Source organism: Ochrobactrum sp. XJ1, assembly GCF_024701725.1.
Taxonomy (GTDB): Bacteria; Pseudomonadota; Alphaproteobacteria; order Rhizobiales; family Rhizobiaceae; genus Brucella; species Brucella anthropi.
In genome coordinates this window covers 107,812-132,271 of record NZ_VDGD01000007.1, presented here as the reverse complement: position 1 = coordinate 132,271, position 24,460 = coordinate 107,812, and the positions used below count along the sequence as shown (strand labels likewise).

Here is a 24,460-nt window from a genome sequence, read left to right as displayed (position 1 = left end):
GATCTATCTCCAAACTGGCACGGACATTGCAATCAATTAGTTCAGCAGCGGCTGGGACCGCTGGAATTCGAGACTGAAGGCTTGGGAGGCTGGACAGGTTCCGGACTGAGCCGAACGGAGGACATCATGATTGCAGTACCGACAGGTGCCGCGGCTGCGCCGCGCGGCCCAATCCCCTTTTATAAGCATCTTTATGTACAAGTATTGGTGGCTATTGCTGCCGGTATTCTGCTTGGCCATTTTTATCCCGAGCTGGGCACGCAGTTGAAGCCGCTTGGCGATGCGTTCATCAAGCTCGTGAAGATGATTATCGCGCCTGTCATCTTCCTGACCGTTGCAACCGGCATCGCCGGAATGACCGACATGAAAAAGGTCGGTCGCGTTGCCGGTAAGGCAATGATCTACTTCCTGACGTTTTCGACGCTTGCCTTAATTATTGGGCTTATCGTCGCCAACGTCGTGCAGCCGGGCGCCGGGATGCACATCGACCCGGCTTCGCTTGATCCGAAGGCCGTTGCCAACTACGCCGCCAAGGCACATGAGCAGACCATCACCGGCTTTCTGAGCAACATCATCCCGACAACGATTGTTGGAGCATTCGCAGACGGCGACATTCTGCAGGTGCTGTTCTTCTCGGTTCTGTTTGGTATTGCGCTGGCTCTGGTCGGCGACAAGGGCAAGCCTGTCACCGATTTTCTTCACGTCCTGACAGCACCCGTTTTCAAGCTGGTTTCGATCCTCATGAAGGCCGCTCCAATCGGGGCTTTCGGTGCCATGGCATTCACCATCGGCAAATACGGCATCGGCTCGATTGCCAATCTCGCGCTTTTGATCGGCACATTCTATCTCACGGCCCTGCTGTTCGTGCTTGTCGTTCTGGGAGCTGTCGCCCGTTACAATGGCTTCTCGATCCTCGCGCTTATCCGCTATATCAAGGAAGAGCTGCTGCTGGTTCTGGGCACATCTTCGTCTGAAGCCGCACTTCCCGCGCTGATGGACAAGATGGAGAAGGCTGGCTGCAAGCGCTCTGTCGTTGGCCTCGTCATTCCGACGGGCTATTCGTTCAATCTCGACGGCACAAATATCTACATGACGCTGGCAGCCCTCTTCATCGCGCAGGCGACGGATATTCCACTGTCACTGAGTGATCAGATACTGCTTCTACTGGTGGCAATGCTGAGCTCAAAAGGTGCAGCAGGCATTACGGGTGCCGGTTTCATCACGCTTGCGGCGACACTGTCCGTCGTTCCAGCCGTTCCAGTCGCGGGCATGGCCCTGATCCTCGGTATCGACCGCTTCATGTCAGAATGCCGCGCTCTGACCAATCTCGTTGGCAACGCGGTCGCAACCATCGTCGTGGCACGTTGGGAAAATGAACTCGACACCGACAAGTTGGCCGCAGCGATGAACGGAACGCCTGTTGTCACAGACCTTGTTCCGCAGATGGAACCTGCCGAATAACGCCATATCAGCACGTCAGACAGTAAGAGAAATGGCCCGCTTCTGGCGGGCCGTCTTCCATCTAGCGTTCTACAGGTTTGCCTTGCGTTATCAACCGGGCGCTATGCTGGCCGGAGATGTAAGTCCAGAGCCAGCTCCAGGCGACGGCGGCACGGCTTCGCGTTCCAATAAGGAAGAAGATGTGCGCAATGCCCCAGAACCACCAGGCGATGAGTCCCTTGAGCTTGAAGCGCCCCATATCGACCACAGCGGCGCCTCTGCCGATGGTCGCAAGATTGCCCTGATGCTTATAACGGAATGGCATCGGTGGGGTCTTTCCTTCAATGCGGCTTTTGATGACCTTCGCAACATAGGCACCTTGCTGCTTGGCGGCAGGGGCAATACCCGGAACCGGCTTGCCGTCCGGTCCCTCGACCCATGCGGTATCACCAATGACGAAGATATCCTCATGGCCAGGTACATTGAGGTTGGATAACACCTTTACGCGCCCCGCTCGGTCACTCTCGGCGTTGAGCCACGTCGCAGCTGGAGAGGCAGCCACGCCTGCTGCCCAGATTGCCGTCCGGCATGGAATGAACTCTTCGCCGACAGTCACGCCCTCGGCTGTGATGTCCTTGACCGGAATTCCGAGCCGTACTTCCACCCCCAGTTTTTCGAGCGCTTTCAACGCATAACTGGACAGGTCTTCTGGAAACGCCGCCAGAATGCGCGGACCGGCTTCAAGCAGCATCACGCGTGTCTGCCGCGTGTCTATATTGCGAAACTCCGGCCATATGGTTTGCTTGGCCAACTCAGCGATAATGCCTGCTAGTTCAACGCCCGTCGGCCCGCCACCCACGATGGCAAATGTCAACAATGCTTGCCGCTTTGCTTCATCGCTTTCACGTTCTGCACGCTCAAAGGCGAGAAGCAGGCGACGGCGAATGGTGGTTGCGTCCTCAAGCGCCTTCAGTCCGGGTGCTAGCGCCTCCCACTGATCATTGCCGAAATAGGCGTGTCGTGCTCCGGTGGCGAGTACGAGCATGTCGTACGAAATTTCGGTGCCGTTTTCGAGCAGCACCTGACGGTGCTCGGTGTCAACATCGGTGACTGTGCCCAATAGCGTGGTCACTTCCTTGCGATCTTTGAACAGATGCCGGATCGGCCAGGCAATTTCGGACGTGGCCAGGATAGTTGTTGCAACCTGATAGAGAAGCGGCTGGAACAGGTGATGATTACGCTGATCGATCAGCGTTATTCGCACGTCGACGTTTCTAAGATCGTGGATCAGTTGCAATCCGCCAAAACCGGCGCCGACGACAACGAGATGGGGGGCTCGCTTTTCACTCATTACTTCAGCCTGCTTTCATCCTTAAAATGCTCGTCAATCACCCTGTTGCAAGAGGAGGATCGTCGTCAGACATATTTTATGTCTGTGTCCTGCTTTTTCCAGACATCTTACCCCGATATTGATCTATTTTAAGTTTTCATCACAGAACGGTGTAAAGAGATTGTCTCCGTTCCAGAATAGAACAATTCCAGAAAGCACTTTCAACTTTTTGAGCGATCTTGTGTTTGCTGTCATTTCTTTTAACATTTTGTGTTTGCGGCCTCTTGTCTTTGGTGTTTCCGCTCTAGCTAACCCTAGGTTGTTATCGGAGCTTGGAGGGACGGATGCATTGGCTTCAGGCAATATTTCAGCAGGCACCCGAAATTGCTTTGTTCCTTTCCCTGGCCGGCGGGTATGCGGTCGGCAAGATACACTTCGGCAAGTTCCAGTTAGGAGGGGTTGCCGGGTCACTGCTTGTCGCGGTGATAATCAGCCAGGTGGGCGTTCAGATCGATAATGGGGTGAAGGCTCTGCTCTTCGCCCTTTTTATTTATGCGGTCGGTTTCGAAAGTGGTCCGCAATTCTTTAGATCACTCGGGCGGCAATCCTTGCGTGAGATCGCAATGGCCGCGGTGCTCGCTATCAGCGGTCTCGCGACCGTCGTCATCATGGCGCGCATATTCGGTTTGGACAAAGGTCTTGCGGCGGGTATCGCAGCAGGTGGGCTGACGCAATCTGCAATCATCGGAACGGCAAGTTCGGCCATTTCCAAGCTTGGTCTGGCAGCTGACGAAGTACAGCGATTGCAGGCCAATGTCGCTGTTGGATATGCTGTGACCTATATTTTCGGTTCCTTCGGAGCGATCATTGTCTGCGTCAATCTGCTGCCGAAATTCATGGGACGCACTATCCGCGACGATGCCATCAAGGCGGAAGCCGAACTTTTGGCTGGCATAAGGGTCTTGGGGCAGGGCGAAAGCGAAGCAGCTCCTGATCTTGTGGGGCGCATCTATAAGGTGGAACAGGCATCAGGAAAGACCGTGGCCCAGATTGAGGCGATGACCTCTGTTGAAGACGCCATAACCATTGAACGGGTCAAACGTGCTGGCAAGATCATCGGCCTCGCACCCAATCTCCATCTGGAAAGGGACGACATCGTTCTTGTGGCCGGCAGGCGCTCAGGCGTTGTCGCTTCTGGCAACAAGATCGGCACCGAATTGCAATCTTCTGAAGGCATGGATGTCGTCGTGCAAATCCGTGACGTGACGATCACTTCACCGGATTATGTCGGCAAGACCGTTGCTGCGATCAAGGAGAATATAAGCTCTGAACTGCGCCATGGCGTCTATGTTATCGGTGTCAAACGTGCCGACAAGCCTTTGCCGCTGCAACCTGATACGGTCATCAGTGCTGGCGATGTCGTTTCACTCTACGGAACCGATCAGGATTTGCAGCGTGCGGCGAAGTCTATCGGTCCGGTGATCGTTCCGAGTGACAAGACCGATTTCGTGTTTCATGGTCTTGGTATCGCATTCGGTCTTCTGATTGGTCTGGCTGTCGTGCGCATTGGTTCGATACCGCTGACACTCGGCAGCGGCGGCGGAGCGCTTCTGTCAGGTCTGCTCTTCGGTTGGTATCGCAGCCGGAACATGACCATCGGCAACATGCCGACGGGTGCCTCCACATTGCTGCGCGATTTGGGCCTCGCTGGCTTTGTTGCAGTTGTCGGCCTCCAATCAGGTCTGCAGGCCGTGCAGACAATTATCAGCAGCGGTCTCACCATTTTCCTGATCGGTGTGGTCGTAACCATTCTGCCGCTGATCATCACGATGTTCTTTGGCCGTTACGTGCTGAAATATGACAATGTGGCTATATTTGCTGGCGCTCTTTCCGGGTCGCGCAGCGCAAATCCTGCCTTCGGCGAAGTGCTCGACAAGGCAGGCAATTCCATTCCTACCACCCCGTTCGCAATCACCTATGCGCTTGCCAATGTCTTTTTGACATTGCTCGGGCCGTTGGTGGTCGCTTTCTCCTGAGGAGTAGATCATGGCGAAGACTGATTATAGCAAATATGCAAAGCTAAGCCCGTTCGAACTCAAGGACGCACTGATCCAGCTGGCTTCAAGCAAAGCTGATCTGACCATGCTGAACGCCGGGCGCGGCAATCCGAACTTTCTTGCCACCTTACCACGTCGTGCCTTTCTGCGGCTGGGGCTATTTGCAGTCGCAGAAGCCGAACTTTCCTATTCCTATATGTCGACAAGCGTGGGCGGTTTGCCGAAAGTCGAGGGAATTGAAGGGCGTTTCCAGAGATTTCTTTCAGATAATGGCGACCAGCCCGGGGTGAAGTTTCTCGGGCGTGCACTGTCTTATGTACGCGATCAGCTGGGCCTTTCCCCATCAGAATATCTGCATGAAATGGTGGAAGGCATTCTTGGGTGTAACTATCCGGTTCCACCGCGCATGCTGAAGATCAGCGAAGAGATCGTGAAGCATTATCTCGTGCGCGAGATGATCGGCGGTTACATGAGTTCCGATAAACTCGATATATTCGCGGTCGAAGGCGGAACTGCTGCCATGACCTATATTTTCGACACGCTGAAACAGAACAAGATACTTGATGAAGGCGATACAGTCGCCATCGGCATGCCAGCTTTCACGCCCTACATCGAAATACCGGAACTGAACAATTATCGGTTGAAAGAAGTGCACATCAATGCCGACCCGCACCAGGGCTGGCAATATCCGGAAGCGGAGCTGAACAAGCTGCTCGACAAGTCGGTCAAGGTCTTCTTCCTGATCAATCCGAGCAACCCGCCGTCGGTCAAGATGGATCAACGCGGCCTTGAGCAAATCGCGCGGATCGTCAAGGAAAAGCGTCCCGATCTCATGATCTTGACGGATGACGTCTACGGCACTTTTGCAGATGACTTCAAGTCGCTCTTTGCGATCTGCCCTTACAATACAATGCTCGTCTATTCTTTTTCCAAGTACTTCGGAGCAACCGGCTGGCGTCTTGGTGTTGTCGCCATGCAGAAGGACAATCTTCTGGATGAAAAGCTCAAGAACCTCCCGTCATCGGCGAAGAAGGAAATGAATGAGCGCTATTCCTCACTAACGCCGGATGTCTCAAAACTGAAGTTTATTGACAGGCTTGTTGCCGACAGCCGCACTGTCGCGCTTAACCACACAGCAGGGCTATCAACGCCGCAGCAAGTGCAGATGGTTCTGTTCTCGCTTTTCGGTCTGATGGACGAAAAGGATTCCTACAAGGCCGAACTCAAGAAGTTGATCCGTCACCGTGAAGCGGCGCTTTACCGCGAGCTTGGGCTGGAACCACAGTCCGACGAGAATGAAGTCGATTATTATACGCTGCTCGATCTGGAGGATATCGTTCGCCGCCTCTATGGCGATGATTTCGCGGCCTGGGTGAAGAAGAATATCTCTCCAACAGAATTGCTTTTCCGTATCGCAGATGAAACCGGCATTGTTATGCTTCCGGGCACTGGCTTCGGTACTTTGCAGCCTGCAGGGCGTATCTCGCTGGCGAACCTCAATGAGTATGAATATGCCGCTATCGGGCGTTCGCTCCGGCGTATGGCGGAAGAGGTTTACGACAAGGAATTCAAGCCAAAGAAGAAAAACAAATAAGTTGTTGGGCAGGGGCGCGAAAAGCGCCCCTTCAGCCATTAGGCTGACGACAGAACCAGCAAGTCGCGGCGGACGTCATCACCGTTGCCGCTTATGAGCTGCTTCTCGATATCCGCATGTGTGGCCTTCCATATCGGCACCGCTGCAGCAAGAGCTGCTTTTCCCTCAGGCGTGAGTTGCAATAAACGCTCGCGCCTGTCCTTCGGGTTGATAACGATCTCCACCCAACCTTGCCGTTGCAATGGCTTCAACGCTGCGGTCAAAGTCGTCTGATCCATGGCCAACAGTTCTGCCACCGGCTTCATTGGCGGCGGTGACGGGCGATTGAGCGACATCATCAGCGAGAATTGACCGTTGGTCAGCCCAACTGGACGCAGAGCGTCGTCAAAGCGGCGGGCGAGCGCACGTGCGGCGCGCTGAACATGCAAGCAAAGGCAGGTATCACGAACCAGAAGTGTTGTTTCAAAAGGTACATCGAGGCTATTTGACATGACTTATTAATATTGATATCAATGTAAATCGTCAAGCGGGAACATTGATATCTGGGCATAGACAGGGAGCAAAAGCCGGAGGAGGGCTTGCACCATGAATGAGGTCGTATCCCGAGAAGTTTGGCTTGAGGCGCGACGTGCGCTTCTGGCAAGTGAAAAAGAAGCCACCCATCTGCGCGACAAGGTCAATCGTGAGCGGCAGGCACTGCCATGGGTGAAGGTTGATAAGGATTATGCATTCGATACGCCTTCGGGTCGGAAGTCGCTTTCCGAACTGTTCGACGGGCGTAGCCAGTTGCTGATCTACCATTTCATGTTCGGACCCGACTGGGATCAAGGTTGCACCGGATGTTCGTTCCTTGCCGACAATCTTGATGGTGCCGTGACTCATCTCAACAATCACGACGTCACGCTAGTTGCCGTTTCGCGCGGGCCTCTGGCAAAGCTGGAAGCCTATAAGAAGCGGATGGGCTGGCATTTCCCATGGGTTTCGTCAGAAGGCAGTGATTTCAACTTCGATTACCACGTCTCCTTTACCAAGGATGAACTCGAGAATAACCGCGTTTTCTACAATTTCGACAAGCTGGCTGCAGAAGATGCTTTTGATGAGCTGCCCGGCATGAGCGCTTTCTACAAGGACGAAAGCGGTGCCATCTATCACACCTATTCCAGCTATGCCCGAGGCATCGAGGAGTGGATAGGCACTTTGATGATCCTCGACCGAGCCCCCAAGGGCCGGAATGAAAATGGCACGATGCATTTCGTCAAACGGCATGATGAGTATGAAGCACAGGCTTCCAAGCACAGCTGCTGCGGCTGATCATTCAACCGTAAAATAAATCCAAGGGAGTACTTTCAATGAAAAACGGCTCTTCTCCGTTCGTCTGGTACGAACTTATGACAACAGATACTGACAACGCACAGGATTTTTATACAAAAGTTGTCGGCTGGACAGCGAAAGATGCCGGGGTTCCCGGCATGAAATATACATTGTTCGAAGTGCCCGGATGCATGATTGCAGGCATGATGTCGATGGCGGATATGCCAAAGGAAGATTGCGGAGGCGAACCCGGCTGGATCGGTTATGTCGGTGTCGCAAATGCAGACGAATATGCCAAAAAGGTTGAAGCTGAAGGTGGCAAGGTGCTCAGAGCAGCGCAGGATATCCCGGACATTGGACGGTTTGCGATCGTTTCGGACCCGCAAGGTGGTATCTTTGCACTTTTTGAACCGAAAGACGACATGCCGCCACCGGCTGACTTCGGTTCGCGCAAACCGGGGCATCCGGGCTGGCATGAACTGTATGCTCAAAACTGCGAGACGGTATTTCCGTTCTATGAGAAAGTTTTCGGCTGGAAGCTCTCACGAAATTTCGACATGGGGCCTATGGGCAATTACAAGGTGTTCAGTGTCGATGGCGCCGATCACGGCGGTATCATGACCGCACCTCCCGGCACTCCTGTTGGCTGGGGTTTCTATTTCATGGTCGATGGCGTGAAGAATGCTGCCAGCCGGGTCAAGTCTCTCGGCGGAGCGGTTTTGCAAGAGCCGATGGAAGTGCCGAACGGGGAATGGGTTGTTCAATGCAAGGATCCGCAAGGTGTGAACATCTCGCTCGTGGCGCCAAAACCGTAGGATAATTGCGCCTTGCGATTGACTGCCGATACATTTGCGATGATTGGTTGGACCATCGAAACGTATCGGCGGAAGATCGATCATGCACGACAGAAGGATGCGTCAGTCTCGGCAGGCAGGTACTGTTTTTGCCGCGGATGTTGGTGGGTCCTTCATTCGGCTGGCCCGCTCTGTACATCCGGGACACATCGAACTTCTTGAAAAGTTGCCGACCCCTGCAAGCAGTTGGGATGAGTTCGGGGGCGCATTGGAAACTGTGCTTCGAACCCGCGCATCGGACGAGGTGGGGCCACTTGCACTTTCCATCGCTGGATTGGTTGATCCAGTAACAAGTTCCGCTTTCTCGGCGAACATTCCTTGCATCACCGATCACAGATTAAGCCTTGAACTCGGCGAGCGATTGGAGCGACAGGTGATCGCCGCCAATGATGCTGATTGTCTGGCCCTTGCAGAAGCTATCGAAGGGGCCGGTAAGGGGCACGACATAGTTTTTTGCGCAGTGCTGGGCACAGGTGTTGGCGGCGGGCTTGTTATCGACGGTCGATTGGTTCGCGGTAAAGCCGGTTTGACTGGCGAATGGGGGCATGGCCCGATCCTCAACACGTATGTAGAAATAGACGGACAAACAGTGTCGGTTCCTCGCTTCGATTGCGGCTGCGGCCAGAGCGGTTGCGTCGATACGATTGGCGGCGCGCGCGGGATCGAAAAACTGCACCAGTTTTTGAACGGTATAGATGCGAGTAGCCATGCGGTCCTGCAGGAATGGCTGGAAGGCAGACCGGAGGCGAGACGGACGATTACCGCTTATCTCCAGCTGGTTGCCGATCCGCTTGCAGCCGTCGTCAACATAACAGGCACGTCGATTATTCCGGTTGGTGGTGGACTTGCTACTGCTTCCGAATTGATCTCCGCACTTGATACGGCCGTCAGGGCCAGAATTTTGCGGAAAATGAACCAGCCATTGGTCGTTCCGGGTGTATTCGGCAGTGATGGCGGTTTGGTTGGGGCCGCAATATTGGGGCATCAGACGTGAGCGTGTTACTTGAAGTCTGCGTAGATAGCGCCGAAGGGTTGCGGTCGGCAATAGAAGGTGGTGCGGATCGTATCGAGCTCTGTTCTGCGCTTGAGCTTGGTGGTTTGACGCCTTCGCTGGGATTGATGGAGCTTGCCTTGAAAGCGCCAATCCCGGTTTACGCAATGATCAGACCGCGCGCGGGCAATTTCTGCTTTTCGACAGAAGATGAAGCCATCATGGTGTCGGATATTCGTAATGCCAGAAATGCCGGTTTGGCCGGTGTTGTCATTGGAGCTTCGCTGAGCGACGGTTCTCTTGATGTCGCCATGTTGGAAAGACTGGTTGCAGAAGCAAAAGGCCTTGGAACGACGCTTCATCGCGCATTCGATCTCGTTCCGAATATGGAGATTGCCGTACAGCAAGCAATTGCACTCGACTTCGAGCGCATTCTGACGTCTGGTCTGTCACAAACTGCGGAAAAGGGGTTGGATAATCTGCGGGTGCTGGCTGAGTTGGCTGGTGGCCGAATCCGCATCATGCCCGGCAGCGGCGTCAACGCGGAGAATGCGAGACGGATCGTGGAGGCAACGGGCGCGGCAGAGATTCATGCTTCATGCCGTGTCCCGGTCGAAGAGAAGGATTCTCGCGCTATCGCTTTCGGTTTTGCCGCAGAACAATCATTTCGGACATCAGTTCAGCGTGTAAGCGCGTTGAAAGCCGCCATAGAAAAAATTTGAAGGACGTTCATTCCAAATTTTGTAAGTCGCTGAGTGCAACATTCATAAACTGATCGGCAAAAGAAATGGAAATTTCTCATACACTTTAAGGCGACACTTAAACCCTATTGCCACTCCGAAAGAGTTTGAGTAGAAGTGACATCACATCAAGAGTTGGGGAGACGCCCAACGCCAACCTGCCTCTCCGGGCAAGGTGGTACTCTCTGTAAAGAGAGGATGTGGCCAAACCGGCAAATATACGGATAAAGCCACTCGCGTCCTCCCCCAACATAAACTAGGGACCGACGCGACATGCCGATTAAAATTCCTGACGATCTGCCAGCAACCAGTGTTCTCCAGGCCGAGGGCGTCATGGTCATGCGCGAAGCAGATGCCATTCGTCAGGATATTCGTCCGCTGAAGATCGGCCTTCTCAATCTGATGCCGAACAAGGTCACGACAGAGACGCAGATTGCGCGTCTGCTTGGCGCGACACCGCTGCAGGTCGAGCTAACTCTTGTTCGTATCACCAACCATGTGGCGCGCCATACGCCTGCCGATCACATGTTGTCGTTCTACCAGCCGTGGGAAGAGGTGCGGGACCAACGCTTTGACGGTTTTGTCATCACCGGTGCTCCGGTCGAACGCCTCGAGTTCGAGGAAGTCACCTATTGGGATGAGATGCAGCGTGTCTTCGATTGGACGCAGACCCATGTGCACCGGTCACTGAATATATGCTGGGCCGCACAGGCTGCGGTCCATCATTTCCACGGCATGGGCAAGTACGAGCTGCCGGGCAAGGCGTCGGGCGTCTATAGCCAGCGCAATCTTGCGCCGTCGTCTCCCTACCTTCGCGGGTTCTCGGATGATTTCAAAATCCCGGTTTCACGCTGGACCGAAGTGCGCAAGAGCGACATTCCAGCCGAGAGTGAGCTGAAGGTTTTGGTCGATAGTCCGGAAACGGGCCTTTGCCTGCTGGACGATCCACGTCATCGCGCGCTGCATATGTTCAATCACGTGGAGTACGACACAACGTCGCTTGCCGATGAGTATTTCCGCGACATTCAGGCTCAGCCTGAAACAAAGGTTCCAGCGAACTATTTCCCCGGAGATGACGCGACGCGCCAGCCGGAAAACCGCTGGCGCAGCCACGCGCATCTTCTGTTTGGAAACTGGATCAACGAGATGTATCAATCGACGCCTTACGACCTGCAAAATATCGGGAAGCGTTAAGGGCACACAGTAAGGAAAGCGCGACCAGAATGCATCCGATCCACGGCAGGGCTTGCAAGTGCCAGTGCCGTAAAGCAAGTCCGCCCGTGGCCGTGCCAAGCGCTACGCCTATGTGCATGGCAGATAGATTGATCCCGACACCGGCATCTGCCGTTGCGGGATCGGTCGTGATGAGAAAGCTCTGAACGACGGGTGATATCATCCAGCTGATACAAGCCCAGATCATCAGTACCGCGCCGAAAATAGTGCTGGACCCTGTTGCAAGTGGTATCGTTGCTAACGCCGTCAAATAGAGGAGCGGCGTCAGCACGATAGCCAGCCGAGGCGACAACTTGTCGACGAGCAAACCACCGAGATAACCGCCTGTCATTCCGGCCATGCCGAACGCCACCATCGCCCAGATGACTTTCTGTGAAGAGATGTGGACAGCCTCCAGAAGATAGGGTGACAGATAGGCGAACAAGACGAAATGACCGCCGATCATCAGGATGGAAACCAATTGTGCTGATACCAGCCGAAAGGATTTCAGGTGCGGCATATAAGGTGGCAAGCCACGCAGGCTTCGTCCTGCACGGGGCAGGGAAAGCAACGACAGGAGCAGCACCAAAGCTGCCGCCAGTGCCAGGCACAGGAAGACCGCACGCCAGCCCAGCCAATCGTTGACAATCATTCCCGTGGGGACACCGGCCACCATCGATCCGCTTATACCCATGAATATGATCCCGATGGCGCGTCCGCGCATTGCGGGACTAACCAGCTCTGTCGCCAGCATGGTGGCAATCAGGCAGACGACTGCACTTGCGGAGGCCATGCCGATGCGCGCGATAAACAGGACAGCATAATTGGAGCTAATGCTCGCGATGATATTGCTTGCGACGAAAACGCCCAAGGCGAAGACGAGGATGGCTTTCCGTTCGAAGCGCGTTGTGAGAACGAGTGCCATTGGAGCGGTAAGCGCAAAGGTAATCGAGAAGATTGATGTGAGCTGCCCAGCAGCACTGACTGAGACATTCAAACCGGGTGCGATGCCCGGAAGAATGCCGACGATAATGTTCTCGGCGGTGCCGGTAACGAAGGTTGCCAGCGCCAGCACAAATAACCGGATGTCCATATTTGCCATTCCCTTTCATGGTAACACCATGCGGGCAGCAAATGGCCCGGCATGGCGATATTGCATGCCGGGTTTCGAGGCAAAGCTTCGGTTATCCCTGATATAACTTCATAACATCCAAACCGGCTTCTGGCCAGTTTCTTGCTGTTTAGCTGGCGGCACGCGCCAGCCATCTGTGCCAGTCGTCCTCTGAGCCGTGGAAAACGTTCAGGTCAATCTTACCGTTCACGCCCTGCGACAGACCCGACCCGGAATACTGCCAGAAGGTCCATGGGCGACCCGGATAGACCTTCGACGGATGCTGGGCAACGGCACGCAGCCAGAATGGATAGTTGGTGAAGGCACCTTTCAGGTTATCGTCATAGAAGTCCGGAGCTGTATAGATGATTGGCCGCTTGCCATAATGCTGCTCCAGCCTGTCCATGAAGACCTGCATCTTTTCCCGCACCTGCGCCGGAGAAGGCCGACGCTTGCAGGAGGAATCGCCGTTCCATTCTACGTCGATGACAGGTGGAAGCGCATCGGCTTCCTTTGGAACATTGCGGATGAACCAATCGGCCTGCTGGCTTGCCACGCGGCACCAGTAGAAAAAGTGGTATGCACCGCGTTTGATGCCCGCTGCTTTCGCTTCGCGCCAGTTCTTGCGGAACATGGGATCGAGGTGGTCGCCGCCGTCGGTCGCCTTGATGTAGGCGAAGTTTGCACCTTGCGTGCGCAGTCTCACCCAATCGATATCACCCTGCCAGCGGGAGACGTCCACACCGTGCACTGCCAGCTTGCGCGGCGATGAGCGTCCGAAATTGATTGGTTTCGCATCACGAAAGCGGTGGCTGTAGACTTTCGATCGTTCCTGTGGTGCGAGGCGCACCGGCGGATAGGCTGCGACTTCCGGCTTTGGAACAGAGATGCGCACCTGAGGGCGTTCCTGCAACTGCGGTTGCGGTGTAACGGGAGCAGGCGGTTCTGCCTTGAACGGACCCGCATCCGGAATGGGGCCGGCCCAAGCCAGAACTTCTTCCTGCTCGGCAGCTGGCATCGGCTGCGGTGCGCTCGCCATTTCGCTCAAGGGGGCGGGCGGAACCGGGCGAGCCACCGAACTTGTGGTCTCAGCCGATGTCTTCGACTGGAGCATAATGCTGTCGATGCCCGAACTTGACGTACAGCCCGTCAAAGCGGCGCAGGCAAGGGCAATGACTGATACAACCGAAGAACGCATGAGCACCCGTAACGCAAAACAAATGGGCTGCAACGCTCCCTCCGAGCTAATTGCTAATCAAAGCTTACCGGGAAATGCTGAATCCAAAGTTTACGAAATTGCTAATGCACATTCTCTAATTCGATTGTTGAAGAATTTTTATCAGCGCTGTTGCCGAATTCTCCAATGCGGTTTCATCAAATCCTGAGAATCCGAGGATAAGCCCCTGACGTGGCGTCAGTTTTGTATAGAGCGTTGATAGCGGATAAACCTCGATACCAGCATCTGCGAGAACAGTGGCAAGGCGCGTATCGCTTTTCCCGTCTGGCAAAGCCAGCAGCAATGAAAGCCCGGCAGGAGGGGCCTCAATCTGGAACAGTTCCGGCTCTCCGGGCGCCAGTGCTGCAATCAGTTTACGCCGCCGCGATGCATGTATGCGCCGCATGCGCCTGATGTGCTGTGCAAAGGCTCCCGTTTCGATAAAACTGGCCAATGCCGGTTGGGCCAAGGGCGATGGCGCTGGGAACAAGGTTTGTCGCAGCGCCCTGAATCGAGTGGTCATGTGCGACGGTACAATCAGAAAACCGAGCCGCAGGAGTGGCGAAAAGACCTTGGAGAAACTTCCGATATAAAGGATGCGATCTGGATCAAGCGACATCAGAGATGGCAATGGCTGGCCGACATAACGGTGCTCGCTGTCATAATCGTCCTCGATGATGATGGCGTCGCGTTCCCTTGCCCAGGCAAGCAGCTCCAGCCGGCGCCCTAATGGCATGGTCACGCCTGTCGGGTGGTGCCGTGCCGGTGTGACAAACGCTCCACGCGCATTGTTGGCCTTGTCTCGCGCGGTCGAAACATCGAGACCCCCGCCATCAATGGGGACGGGAATGATGTCAAGGCCATTGACGCCAAGGATCTTGCGCGCAGGCGGGTAGCCCGGTTCCTCCATCCACAGTCTGTCACCCGGTACAAACAGGGCCTCCCGAATGAGGGAAAGAGCGTCCGCGCTGCCGCCGGTAATGATAATCTGCTCTGGTGACACAATCATCCCGCGCCACTCGTGCAAATGACGGGCAAGTGAAGATCGCAAAGGATGAAAGCCGAACACATCATCACTGCTTAGCAGCTCAGGGGATGGGTTGCGCCAGATGCGCCCGAGCAGCTTCCCCCACTCGTCGTGTGGGAAATGATCACTATCAAATACACCAAGATGAAAAGGTTTGGCTTCCTCTTGATGTAACTGCGGCTGGACTATCGCGTCGAGGGGCGGATGGTCGACTGTCAGACTGGTGTCGGGAAGTTCGGCGGTGACATGGGTTCCGGAACCTTGACGTCCTTCGAGATAGCCCTCGGCAATCAACTGGTCGAATGCCGCGAGAACGGTTGTTCGTGACAGGCCGAGTTCCAGAGATAAGGCGCGGGTAGACGGCAATCTTGAATCGGGTTTCAGGCGTCCGGCTAAAACCGCTTGTCTTATCTGATCAACCAGTTGGGCGGTCAGCGAGACATCGCTGGAGCGATCAATCCCGAATTCTGGAAGTGTATTCGAAATTGGCATCATAGTATTCTCTTAAAGTGGCTATTTTCTCAAAGCCACTATGAGGGCAGTTTGGCCGAATACAAAGGAGAAAAATCGGCCATGACGACAGCCCCTTCAGAACGCAGCCGTGTAAAACGCTTGCATGAGCGCGGTGCCTATGACGCAGCCACGGTTCACGCAATCATCGATGCGCAGCCTCTGGCGCATGTGGCCTATGTGTTCAACGGAACGCCCTATGTCACGCCCACGCTGGTCTGGCGTGAAGGCGATTTCATTTACTGGCACGGATCATCCGCCAGTCGTATGCTGGAAAGCTGCGACGAAGCAGAAGTGTGCGTAAGCTTTACGTTGCTCGACGGGCTGGTCCTCGCTCGCTCGGCGTTTCACCACTCCTGCAATTACCGTTCGGTCATGGCTTTCGGGACAGCGCGCAAAGTTTCGGACATCGCGGTGAAGGAACATCACTTGCGCAGCTTCGTAAACGGCCTTTTTCCGGGTCGCTGGGAAAGCCTGCGGCCGATGATGGCAAAGGAGCTGAAGGCCACCATGCTTCTGGAACTGGAACTGAATGAAGCGTCAGCAAAGGTTCGCTCCGGTCCGCCGAAGGATGACGATGCCGATTATGCCCTGCCAATCTGGGCGGGCGTCATTCCCATGACCACCCAGATGGGCGCGCCGGTGAATGACGGTCGTATTCTGCCGGGTGTTGCTGCGCCGGATGCCATCATGCAGTTCGGTTATGTGGCTGAAGCGGCGGAATAGGCAGCCGAAGGTTCAGGCGGGTCCGAGAAAGATGTGTGTCTCGGATTTCGCGATCCCGTCCATGGCGCGGATACCTGTTACCAGCCGGTGAAATTCATTCATGTTGGGGACTTCGATCTCGGCGATCAGGTCCCACGTACCATTCGTGGTGTTCACCGCGGAAAAGCCGGGGTTCTTGCGTAAAGTCGCTATCACGCTTTTGATGTTTCTCCCGGTCAATTCGATCATCATGATGCCGCGGATCATGTCGGTGGCACCATGATCCTTCAATCTGACTGTAAAGCCTGCAATGACGCCCGATGCGATCAGGCGCTCCATCCGGCTTTGGATCGTGCCCCGCGCCACACCCAAAATGCTGGCGAGAGTCGGAATGGACGCACGCGCATTGATGCGCAGTTCCGATATTAATCGTTGATCCAGATCATCCATCACCACACCGCCATTTGACGATTTCGTCAGTTTGATTGCGTTTATCGCAGATTGCTGGACATTTCTATACAGAATTGACGTTTTCGTTGATCCTTTGCTCCGTTAGCGTGCTTGAAAACAAACAAGCCGGATAAGCAAGCAACGCAACCGGCAAGGGGAATTTCGGAGGTGGATCGATGGAGCTTTTCTTTCTCCCGCTCCTGGGTAACCAGAGCATATCGTTCTTGCCTGTTCCGAATCTGTTTTCCCAAGAAATTTGCCGTCGCCCGTCGGGCGTCGACGATCTGGAAAGATGCGTCCAGCCGGGCGCTCGGAACGGGCATCGCCCGTGATCGCGATACGATCACTTAGGAGAAAATGAAATGAAAACCCTTCTGTCTTCGCTCATTGCCGCTGGCGTCGGTGCGCTGATGATGCTCGCTCCCGCTCATGCGGACGACCTCGAAAAGGTCAAGCAAAGTGGCGAATTGCGCATCGGCATGAGCGGTGTTTTCCCGCCATTCAGTTTTGTTGATGGTCAGAACCAGGTGGTCGGTTTCGACGTCGATATCGGCACCGAAATTGCCAAGCGCCTTGATGTAAAGCCGGTTGTCGTGACCACCGCTTTCGACGGCATCATTGCAGGCCTGCGTGCGAGCAAGTTCGATGTGGTCGTCGGCAGCATGAGCATCACGCCGGAACGCGAAAAGGCTGTCGATTTCGCAGGCCCTTACTATCGCGGTGGCCGTGGAATTTTCGTGACGGAAGCCTCGCCGGTGAAGTCCATGGACGAACTGAAACAGGGCAAGACCATTGCCGTGACGCTTGGTGAAACCAGCGACAAGTGGGCGCGCGAGCAGGGTGGCTGGACCGTCCGTACCTATAAGGGCATCCCGGAACTACTGCTTGAGCTTCGTTCAGGCCGCGTGGACGCCATTGCATCGGATGACATTCCGATCCTGATCGCCATCAAGGAAAGCGGCGAAAAGGTTCGTCAGCTCGATACGCCTGAACTTCAGGGCACCGACAATGTCGGCATCGCTCTGCGCAAGGGTAACCCTGAGCTTAAGGATGCGATCAACAAGGCTCTCGACGACATGAAAGCGGACGGTACCTACGAGAAAATCTCGACCAAGTGGATCGGTCGCGACATCCGCTAACCGCATGAAACCCCGAGCCGGGACAGCTATTAACGCAATTGTCCCGGCAACATTTCTTTCCGGCTTGGTTTTCCAGACAGGAAAGGGGAGATAATGAACTTCTCTTTGATGGTGGACGTGTTTCCATATTTTTTGGAGGCCGCCCTGGTTACCGTCGAAATATCGGCGCTTGCCATTCTGATCGGGTTGAGCGTCGGTGCGCTTGCCACATCTGCAAAATTATCGCGTTTCTGGCCGCTGCGTTTTATCGGTACAGCCTATGTCAGCGTTTTTCGCGGCACGCCGTGCCTTCTGCAACTTTTCGTTCTCTATTTCGGCGGCCCGCAGATCGGCATCAATCTCGAACCATTCGCAGCCGGTGCCATTGGTCTTGGCCTTAATATCGGCGCTTATTACGCCGAAGCCATGCGAGGCGCCATTCTGACGGTCGATACCGGGCAGAACGAAGCCGCCCGTTCCATTGGCTTCAGCAACGGACAGTCGATGCGCTTTGTGGTGTTGCCGCAGGCAGCGCGGCTCATGATCCGTTCGCTCGGTGTCAATACAGTCATGCTGATCAAGGGGTCTGCTCTCGTTTCCGCGATTTCCGTGGTCGAACTGACTTACACGGCTCAACGTTTCATCGGCTCGACCTATCGTCCGTTTGAAATCTTCGGCATCGCCGCGGCCATCTACATGGTCCTCATTTATATCGTTGCACGCTTCGTCGATTTCCTCGAAGCCCGCTATGCACTCAAATAGGCGGTGATCCCATGCAACTCGATTTCTCTATCGTCCCGCCCTATACTGAACTTCTGATGACCGGCATCTGGTGGACGCTCATCATCGCCGTGTCCTCATCCATCGTCAGCTTCTTCGGCGGTATCGCTTTTGCCTTGCTCGTTCTCTATGGCAACTGGCTGGTGCGTTACCCTGTCCGTTTCTTCATCTGGCTGTTCATGGGCACGCCGCTGCTTCTGCAGCTGTTCCTGCTCTATTACGGCCTGTCGCAGATCGGCATCAACATTCCAGCCGTATGGACTGGCATCATCGGCCTTGGCCTGCATTTTGCGGTCTATAATTCGGATATCTTCCGCACCGCGATCCTGACTGTCGATCCGGGGCAGAATGAAGGTGCCCGTTCGCTGGGTTTCGGCAGCGGTCAGACGCTGCGCTACATCATCGTGCCGCAGGCCGTCCGCAATGCGTTGCCACAGGTGGGCAACAATCTGATTGCGCTTTTGAAGGACACGGCGCTCGTGTCGGTAATCGGTATTACCGAGCTGGTTCACGCTTCGCAGCAGGCGATCAGCGAAACCTACAGCCCGTTTGAATTCTACATCACTGCCGCAGTGATCTTCTACGTACTCAATCTCATCCTGGAAGCCGGATTGCACTGGATGGAAAAGAAAGTCGAGGCTTACCGATGAGCAACAGCAAACCCATGGTGGAAGTGCGCGACGTCCACAAGTCTTATGGCGCGCTCGAAGTTCTCAAGGGCATCAACCTGTCTGTTGAACGCGGCCAGATTATCGCCATTATCGGGCCGTCCGGTTCCGGCAAAAGTACTTTGCTGCGCTCCATCAACCATCTGGAAACGGTCGACTCAGGCCAGATACTACTGGACGGCGTGCAGGTAAACCAGTCGTTGAGCGGACGCTCCTTCGAGCGGCATATCAATGCCGTGCGCCAGCAGATGGGCATGGTTTTCCAGCACTTCAATCTGTTTCCGCATCTCAATGTCATGGAAAACATCACACTCGGACCCATCAAGTTGAAGGGCAAGAGCAAGCAGGAAGCGCAGGAGCTGGCCGTTTCTCTTTTGAAGAAGGTCGGTCTTGCCGATAAGGCGTCAATGTATCCGTCGCGTCTGTCGGGCGGGCAGAAACAGCGCGTGGCTATTGCCCGTGCACTGGCGATGCAGCCGAAAGTCATGCTGTTCGACGAGGCGACTTCTGCGCTCGATCCGGAACTGGTCGAGGAAGTCAATCAGGTCATGAAACAGCTCGCGCAGGAACACATGACCATGCTGATCGTGACCCACGAAATGCGTTTTGCCGCCGAAGTTTCAGACAAGGTTCTGTTCATGGACAAGGGCGTCGTGGTCGAAGAAGGCAAGCCGGACGTGATCTTCACCAATCCGGAAAATGAAAGAACGAGAGCGTTCCTGCGAAAGCATCTCAACCAGTAAGTCGACGTTTAAACCAGATTTGAAAACCCGCCTGTGCCTTCCCCAAGGCACGGAGACGGGGAACTATTGAGCGAGGAAAGACCGTGGCATCCCCAAATGAATGGAACCCGACAGAACGGGTGCGAGAACTCTCCTATCGCATGGTGAGATGGCCGAGCGAAACGGGAACACCTGACGAGGCATCGTTCGGGCCGAAGCTGGCCGAGCTTTTACGCGAGATCCCCTATTTCCAAAAGAACCCTGACGATATTGCCGTCATCGACAGTCACGGCTCGCCGATGACCAAGAATGTTATCGCCGTCGTGCGCGGCGCCGGGCGACGAACCCTGGCTCTGGCGGGGCACTTCGATGTGGTGGAAACTGCAAATTATCGCGATTTGAAACATCTTGCTTTCGAGCCGGATGCTTTGCTGGAAGCTCTTCTGGCCGATCTTACCAGCCGTCCGCTTGCACCGAACGAGGAAAAGGCACTCGCCGACTTCCAGAGCGGAAATTACATTCCCGGTCGGGGCATGCTCGACATGAAAAGCGGTGTTGCAGCCGGTATCGCAACGTTGGAACATTTCTCGCAGCGGGTAGATCGCGAAGGCAATCTGATTTTGTTTGCGACACCTGACGAAGAGCGTGGTTCGCGGGGAATGCGCAGCCTGCGAGATGCTTTGCCGGAACTTGCCGAACGCTGGGGCCTCGATATCGTCGCCGGTATCAATCTTGACGCAACGAGCGATCAAGGTGACGGTGCGGAAGGCCGAGCCATCTATCGGGGCACAATCGGCAAGCAGCTTCCCTTTGCTTTTGTGGTCGGACAGCCTTCTCATGCGAGCTATCCGTTCGAAGGTGTCAGCGCGCACCTCATTGCATCGGAAATCATGCGGGCGGTGGAAGCCAATGCAGCCCTTTGCGACACGGCGGATGGCGAAGTTTCGCCACCTCCAATCTGCCTTGAAGCGCGGGATTTTCGCGGTGGTTATGAAGTGACCACACCGGAACGGACGTGGATTGCTTTCAACTGGCTGACCCATTCCGTCTCGCCTGATGCTTTGTTCCAGCGGTTCAAGGCAATTGTCGATGAGGCGCTGGATCGGGCGATCACGCACTTCAATGTGGAGGCGGAGCGCTTTGCAAAGCTGGTTGGCAGCGATGCAGATGCCAATCACAAGGGCAGAATTCTGACCACGGCCGAGTTGCGCGACGAAGTCCGGCGTATTGGTGGTGATGCGGCACTGGAACGGATAGCGGCACTGGAAGCTGAACTTTCAAGCAGCGATAACCCGCTTCTTATCACGCGGGAACTCGTCAACGCCATGGTTGCCGAGGCACGCATTACAGGCCCAACGGTCATTGTCGGCTTCGGAAGTCTCGTCTATCCTCACGTTCGCATGGGTGTCGAAACGGCCGAAGAACAGCGTTTCGCAGAAGCTCTGGAAACCGCACGCCTGGATGCGGAACGCCAGTTCGAAACGACGATCCGATACAGGGAAATCTTCGCCGGCATTTCAGATATGAGCTTCTTCGGTCATATCCCTGACGCGACGGATAGTGAAGTCATCGCGGCCAACACACCAGCGGCTCAATTTATCGACCGCGCCAATCCGAAAGCGCTTTCCTATCCGGTGGTGAATATCGGCCCGTGGGGCCGCGAGTATCATCAGCGGCTGGAGCGGGTCTATGCACCCTATGCCTTTACGGTACTGCCACAGTTTCTCAACGGCATCGCTACGCGCTTCCTGAAGTCTTAGCGGTTCGCGAATAGCGGCGCGATGTCCTTCACTTTGCCTGATTGACGGTTATAGCGATCATGTGGAGGACATCGTCAGCGCTGCACCCGCGTGAGAGGTCATTAGCGGGTTTGGCGAGGCCCTGAAGCACGGGGCCTATGGCCTGCGCCCCACCAATACGTTGGGCAATCTTGTAGCCGATATTGGCGGCTTCGAGATTGGGGAACACAAAGACGTTGGCATTGCCCTTGAGCGGTGAATCCGGCGATTTGGCATGGCTGATTGCCTCGACGAATGCCGTGTCGAACTGTAATTCTCCATCGATGCACAGATCAGGCTTACGCTCCCGCACCGTCCGGGTTGCCTGAACGACCTTTGACACACGCTCATGCGCAGCGCTGCCGCCGGTGGAGAAGGACAACATGGCAACGGCCGCATCTTTTTCCGTGAGCTGGCGGTATGAATCTGCCGACTGTATGGCGATGTCGGCAAGTTGTGCGGAATCCGGTTCCACCATGAGGCCGCAATCGGCAAAGACGAAAGCGCCTTTCTTCTGATGATGAGACTGGCACAGCAGCATCAGGAAGAAGCTTGAGACGAGCGATGCGCCGTCGGCCTTACCAATGATCTGCAGGGCATGGCGCACCACATCGGCTGTCGTTGCGACTGCGCCAGCCACCGTCCCATCCGCATCGCCTTCGCGTACCATCATTGCGGCGAAACCGAGTGGCGTCTTCGCCATCGCCTCAGCCTGTTCTTCCGTCATGCCTTTGGCCTGACGTAGCCGATAGAGTTTTTGCGCATAATCCGCGCTTTTGTCCGATGTCTCTGGGTTGATGATCGCGATCTTTGAGCCGTCAATCTGCCTGCTGATGACGCTTTCGGAGCCCAGAAGCGTGATGCGGGCAATGGCTTCGCGTTCGGCACGGAGCGCCGCATCGATGATACGCGGATCTTCGCCCTCGGCCAGAACGATGTGACGTGGCCTCGAACGAGCTTTCTCAAAAATCTTTTCCAACGGCAGCATGGCGCAATCTCTTCAAAAGGCCGGGAGTTGCGCTCCCGGCCTGATCACTGACGGACTGGTTCAGACGGGCATTTGCTGGCGCATGTCGGCCTTGTCGATGCCGGCCACGACAACGGGTTTCTTCATCGCATCGCGGCGGAATGGTTCGCCCAGTTCCTGATTGAGCACGACTTCGATGAAGGTAGTCACCCCCTTGGCCTGCTCGTTGATTGCCGTCTGCAAGGCTTCGGTCAGCGCCTGCTGGCTATCGACGGTCACGCCTTTCAGACCGCAGCCATCCGCCACCTTGGCGTAGCTCAGGTTCGGATTGAGTTCGGTGCCGACGAAGTTGTTGTCGTACCACAGCGTCGTATTGCGCTTTTCAGCACCCCACTGATAGTTGCGGAAGATGACCATGGTGATCGCAGGCCAGCCCTTCCGACCGATGGAGGTCATCTCGTTCATGGATATGCCGAACGCACCGTCGCCTGCAAAGCCGACCACTGGCGTGTCAGGCTGGCCGATCTTGGCGCCGACGATGGATGGGAAGCCATAACCGCAGGGGCCGAACATGCCCGGCGCCAGATATTTGCGTCCGTGTTCGAAGCTTGGATAGGCGTTCCCGATGGCGCAGTTATTGCCGATGTCGGTGGACATGATGGCGTTCTTCGGCATTCCAGCCTGAATGGCACGCCATGCCTGCCGCGGCGACATGCGGTCCTTCTCGCGCTCGCGCGCACCGGCATTCCAATGCGTGCCCGGATCGTCATCCTCATGATCCATCGAGGAAAGTTGCTGCAACCAGGCGGATTTACGCTGATGGATGAGCTGCTTGCGCTCGTCGCGACCTGCATTGCCCGCATTGGCTCCCATCTGGTCGAGAATCTGCTGCGCAACCTGCCTGGCGTCACCGCAAATGCCGACCGAGATCTTCTTGGTGAGGCCGATGCGATCAGGATTGATATCGACCTGGATGATCTTGGCGTCCTTCGGCCAGTAATCGATGCCGTAGCCTGGCAGCGTCGAGAACGGATTGAGGCGGGTGCCGAGCGCCAGAACCACATCGGCCTTGGAGATCAGCTCCATCGCGGCCTTGGAGCCGTTATAGCCGAGCGGTCCTGCGGACAGCGGATGGGTGCCGGGGAACGCGTCGTTATGCTGGTAGCCGCAGCAGACCGGCGCATCGAGCCTTTCGGCAAGCGCGATGGATTCGGGGATCGCACCGCCGATAACGACACCGGCCCCGTTAAGGATGACCGGGAATTTCGCATTGGTCAGTAGTTTTGCAGCCTCGGCAATGGCATCGCGTCCGCCGCTCGGGCGTTCCAGCCGGACGATCTGTGGCAGGTCGACGTCGATGACCTGAGTCCAGAAATCACGGGGAACGTTGATCTGTGCCGGTGCACAGCCGCGCCATGCCTTCTCGATCACGCGGTTCAGCACTTCGGGAATGCGGGTCGCATCGCGCACTTCTTCCTGATAGCAGACCATCTCTTCGAACAGGGCCATTTGGTCAACTTCCTGAAAACCGCCCTGACCGATGGTCTTGTTGGCAGCCTGTGGAGAGACAAGCAGCATCGGCGTGTGGTTCCAGTAAGCAGTCTTGATGGCAGTCACGAAGCCGGTTACGCCGGGCCCGTTCTGGGCAATCGCCATACCCATCTTGCCTGTCACGCGGGTATAACCGTCGCAGATCAGCGCCGCATTCGTCTCATGGGCGCAATCCCAGAAGGTAATGCCCGCCTTCGGAAACAAATCCGATACCGGCATCATCGCGGAGCCGATGATCCCGAATGCATGTTCTATCCCATGCATCTGCAAAACCTTAACAAATGCTTCTTCCGTCGTCATTTTCATGGCGCGTACCTTTCCTTGGAAT

At 55.5% G+C, this 24,460-nt stretch carries 22 protein-coding genes and 1 riboswitch; of the genes, 14 read left to right on the top strand and 8 right to left on the bottom strand.

What is annotated here, in order from left to right; genetic code table 11:
- The first annotated feature begins 126 nt into the window (after nt 1–126).
- Complete coding sequence (locus FG152_RS14200) at nt 127–1,461, top strand: dicarboxylate/amino acid:cation symporter (protein WP_010658679.1); 1,335 nt, start codon at nt 127–129, stop codon at nt 1,459–1,461.
- A 61-nt stretch (nt 1,462–1,522) separates the two neighbouring features.
- On the opposite strand, the gene FG152_RS14195 is transcribed toward FG152_RS14200, so the two are convergent.
- Entirely contained in the window at nt 1,523–2,791 is a 1,269-nt protein-coding gene (locus FG152_RS14195; RefSeq protein WP_010658680.1) for an NAD(P)/FAD-dependent oxidoreductase, read from the bottom strand.
- Between the two features lie 323 nt (nt 2,792–3,114).
- Here FG152_RS14195 and aspT point away from each other — a divergent pair, with 323 nt between their 5' ends.
- A complete protein-coding gene (gene aspT / locus FG152_RS14190) occupies nt 3,115–4,806 on the top strand; it encodes an aspartate-alanine antiporter (protein ID WP_010658681.1) in 1,692 nt (563 codons plus the stop codon).
- 10 nt (nt 4,807–4,816) lie between these two features.
- On the top strand, nt 4,817–6,421 hold the full coding sequence (locus tag FG152_RS14185) for a bifunctional aspartate transaminase/aspartate 4-decarboxylase (RefSeq protein ID WP_010658682.1): 1,605 nt from the start codon (nt 4,817–4,819) through the stop codon (nt 6,419–6,421).
- A 38-nt stretch (nt 6,422–6,459) separates the two neighbouring features.
- Here FG152_RS14185 and FG152_RS14180 read toward each other — a convergent pair whose 3' ends face one another.
- Complete coding sequence (locus tag FG152_RS14180) at nt 6,460–6,912, bottom strand: MarR family winged helix-turn-helix transcriptional regulator (protein ID WP_010658683.1); 453 nt, start codon at nt 6,910–6,912, stop codon at nt 6,460–6,462.
- Nucleotides 6,913–7,006: 94 nt separating this feature from the next.
- On the opposite strand from FG152_RS14180, the gene FG152_RS14175 reads away from it, so the two are divergent.
- The 5 genes from FG152_RS14175 (at nt 7,007) to metA (ending at nt 11,511) form a co-directional block, all read left to right on the top strand.
- On the top strand, nt 7,007–7,732 hold the full coding sequence (locus tag FG152_RS14175; protein WP_010658684.1) for a DUF899 domain-containing protein: 726 nt from the start codon (nt 7,007–7,009) through the stop codon (nt 7,730–7,732).
- Nucleotides 7,733–7,770: 38 nt separating this feature from the next.
- On the top strand, nt 7,771–8,547 hold the full coding sequence (locus FG152_RS14170) for a VOC family protein (protein WP_498986928.1): 777 nt from the start codon (nt 7,771–7,773) through the stop codon (nt 8,545–8,547).
- An 82-nt stretch (nt 8,548–8,629) separates the two neighbouring features.
- Nucleotides 8,630–9,580: an ROK family protein gene (locus tag FG152_RS14165; RefSeq protein ID WP_050897424.1), complete on the top strand. Its 951-nt coding sequence runs from the start codon at nt 8,630–8,632 to the stop codon at nt 9,578–9,580.
- On the top strand, nt 9,577–10,299 hold the full coding sequence (locus tag FG152_RS14160) for a copper homeostasis protein CutC (protein WP_029375939.1): 723 nt from the start codon (nt 9,577–9,579) through the stop codon (nt 10,297–10,299). Before FG152_RS14165 ends, FG152_RS14160 begins: the two co-directional genes overlap by 4 nt.
- Before the next feature lie 138 nt (nt 10,300–10,437).
- Nucleotides 10,438–10,547: riboswitch (SAM-I-IV-variant riboswitch) on the top strand.
- A gap of 43 nt (nt 10,548–10,590) precedes the next feature.
- Nucleotides 10,591–11,511 carry a homoserine O-acetyltransferase MetA gene (gene metA / locus FG152_RS14155; RefSeq protein ID WP_010658688.1) on the top strand — a complete coding sequence of 307 codons (921 nt, stop codon included), beginning with the start codon at nt 10,591–10,593 and terminating at the stop codon, nt 11,509–11,511.
- Here metA and FG152_RS14150 read toward each other — a convergent pair.
- The 3 genes from FG152_RS14150 to pdxR form a co-directional block, all read right to left on the bottom strand.
- The gene (locus tag FG152_RS14150) at nt 11,456–12,631 is read right to left on the bottom strand and encodes an MFS transporter (RefSeq protein WP_010658689.1); all 1,176 of its coding nucleotides are present in this window, start codon (nt 12,629–12,631) and stop codon (nt 11,456–11,458) included. The two genes, metA and FG152_RS14150, sit on opposite strands and share 56 nt — an antisense overlap.
- A 139-nt stretch (nt 12,632–12,770) precedes the next feature.
- Nucleotides 12,771–13,838, bottom strand: coding sequence for a glycoside hydrolase family 25 protein (locus tag FG152_RS14145; RefSeq protein ID WP_010658690.1), 1,068 nt, complete (start codon nt 13,836–13,838; stop codon nt 12,771–12,773).
- Between the two features lie 115 nt (nt 13,839–13,953).
- Nucleotides 13,954–15,378, bottom strand: a complete 1,425-nt coding sequence (gene pdxR, locus FG152_RS14140) for a MocR-like pyridoxine biosynthesis transcription factor PdxR (protein ID WP_010658691.1) — start codon at nt 15,376–15,378, stop codon at nt 13,954–13,956.
- 78 nt (nt 15,379–15,456) lie between these two features.
- Between pdxR and FG152_RS14135 the strand changes: the two genes are divergently transcribed.
- Nucleotides 15,457–16,119, top strand: a complete 663-nt coding sequence (locus FG152_RS14135; protein WP_010658692.1) for a pyridoxamine 5'-phosphate oxidase family protein — start codon at nt 15,457–15,459, stop codon at nt 16,117–16,119.
- A gap of 12 nt (nt 16,120–16,131) precedes the next feature.
- On the opposite strand, the gene FG152_RS14130 is transcribed toward FG152_RS14135, so the two are convergent.
- Entirely contained in the window at nt 16,132–16,548 is a 417-nt protein-coding gene (locus FG152_RS14130) for an Lrp/AsnC family transcriptional regulator (RefSeq protein WP_010658693.1), read from the bottom strand.
- A gap of 362 nt (nt 16,549–16,910) precedes the next feature.
- Between FG152_RS14130 and FG152_RS14125 the strand changes: the two genes are divergently transcribed.
- From FG152_RS14125 to FG152_RS14105, 5 genes are all read left to right on the top strand, one after another.
- Nucleotides 16,911–17,687: a transporter substrate-binding domain-containing protein gene (locus FG152_RS14125; protein ID WP_010658694.1), complete on the top strand. Its 777-nt coding sequence runs from the start codon at nt 16,911–16,913 to the stop codon at nt 17,685–17,687.
- Nucleotides 17,688–17,780: 93 nt separating this feature from the next.
- Nucleotides 17,781–18,428: an amino acid ABC transporter permease gene (locus tag FG152_RS14120; protein ID WP_010658695.1), complete on the top strand. Its 648-nt coding sequence runs from the start codon at nt 17,781–17,783 to the stop codon at nt 18,426–18,428.
- 11 nt (nt 18,429–18,439) lie between these two features.
- A complete protein-coding gene (locus tag FG152_RS14115) occupies nt 18,440–19,096 on the top strand; it encodes an amino acid ABC transporter permease (RefSeq protein ID WP_010658696.1) in 657 nt (218 codons plus the stop codon).
- Nucleotides 19,093–19,857 carry an amino acid ABC transporter ATP-binding protein gene (locus FG152_RS14110; RefSeq protein WP_029375942.1) on the top strand — a complete coding sequence of 255 codons (765 nt, stop codon included), beginning with the start codon at nt 19,093–19,095 and terminating at the stop codon, nt 19,855–19,857. Before FG152_RS14115 ends, FG152_RS14110 begins: the two co-directional genes overlap by 4 nt.
- 140 nt (nt 19,858–19,997) lie before the next feature.
- A complete protein-coding gene (locus tag FG152_RS14105; RefSeq protein ID WP_010658698.1) occupies nt 19,998–21,596 on the top strand; it encodes a M20/M25/M40 family metallo-hydrolase in 1,599 nt (532 codons plus the stop codon).
- 28 nt (nt 21,597–21,624) lie between these two features.
- On the opposite strand, the gene pta is transcribed toward FG152_RS14105, so the two are convergent.
- Together pta and xsc are read right to left on the bottom strand one after the other, a co-directional pair.
- Entirely contained in the window at nt 21,625–22,602 is a 978-nt protein-coding gene (gene pta / locus FG152_RS14100; RefSeq protein WP_498986920.1) for a phosphate acetyltransferase, read from the bottom strand.
- 60 nt (nt 22,603–22,662) lie between these two features.
- Complete coding sequence (xsc, locus tag FG152_RS14095; protein ID WP_278375992.1) at nt 22,663–24,438, bottom strand: sulfoacetaldehyde acetyltransferase; 1,776 nt, start codon at nt 24,436–24,438, stop codon at nt 22,663–22,665.
- Nucleotides 24,439–24,460 lie beyond the last annotated feature (22 nt).